Annotated in this window: 1 pseudogene; it reads right to left on the minus strand. The window is 67.5% G+C overall.

Features of this window, described 5'->3' with window-relative positions:
• Window positions 1–1,076: pseudogene (locus tag EN932_RS36775) on the minus strand (calcium-binding protein); the annotation flags it as partial.

Raw genomic sequence — 1,076 nt, forward strand, 5'->3', positions numbered from 1 at the left:
CATTGTAACCGACCGCTGTGGACCCGACGCCTTGGGCGAAGGAATCGGTCTGCGCCAGCCCGGCCTCGTTGGTGCGGGCGTAGCGGATGCCTATGCCGTTGGCATCGGTATAGGCCGTCGAGGTGTCGCCGGCGATGTTGTTGAACGTGTTGCCGAGATTGGTGACGGAACCGCCGATGGTGCTGAGCGTGGTGCCGATGGCGTCGACGGCCTGGTTGGTGGCGGCGAGCTGCGAACCGTTGATGGCATCGGTCGACGTCGAACTGATCCGTCCGGCGGCGACGTTGGTGATGGTGCGTTCGGCGCCGACCGCGCCGACGCTGACCGTCGAGGTCGGGTTGGTGCCCTGGAAGGCGTAGGTGGTGCCATTGATCACGGTGCTGGGCGTGCCGACGGCGACGTCGGTGACACTGCCTGAGCCGAGCGCCACGTCGCCCGCATTGCCAGCAGCAGAGCCGGCGCCCAGCGCGAGCGCGTTCTGGGCGACGGCATTGGCGCCTACACCAACAGCAGTCGCCTGAACGCCAGCCGCAAGCGAGTTCTGGCCGATCGCCGTGCTGGACGTGGCTGTGGCGGTGGCGTTTGCGCCAATGGCGGTGCTGTATTGGCCCGAGGCCTTGGAGATGTACCCCAGTGCCGTTGCGTCGAGCGCCGACGCGACGGCGCCACTGCCGATGGCCGAGGCGTTGGCGTCGGAGGCGCTCGAATTGACGCCGGCCGCGATGGCGTTTGTCCCCGTCGCGGTCGCGACGGGTCCGATGGCGACCGAGTCCGTACCAGTGGCCGAGGAGTCCGCCGCCGTCGAGTTGGCGTGGAAATATTTGATGCCGCCGCCGACGTTGAGATTGTTGACGACGGCGCCGATGGCGTCCACCGCCTGGTTGGTGGCGGCGAGCTGCGAGCCATTGATCGCGTCGGTCGATGTTGAACTGATCCGCCCAGCAGCGACGTTGGTGATGGTGCGTTCGGCGCCGGGTGCACCGATGCTGACCGTCGAGGTCGGATTGGTGCCCTGGAAGGCGTAGGTCGTTCCGTTGACCACACCGCTGGCCGTGCCGACCGCCGTAGTGGTGACC

Source organism: Mesorhizobium sp. M7A.F.Ca.US.002.01.1.1, from assembly GCF_004022955.1.
GTDB lineage: Bacteria > Pseudomonadota > Alphaproteobacteria > Rhizobiales > Rhizobiaceae > Mesorhizobium > Mesorhizobium ciceri.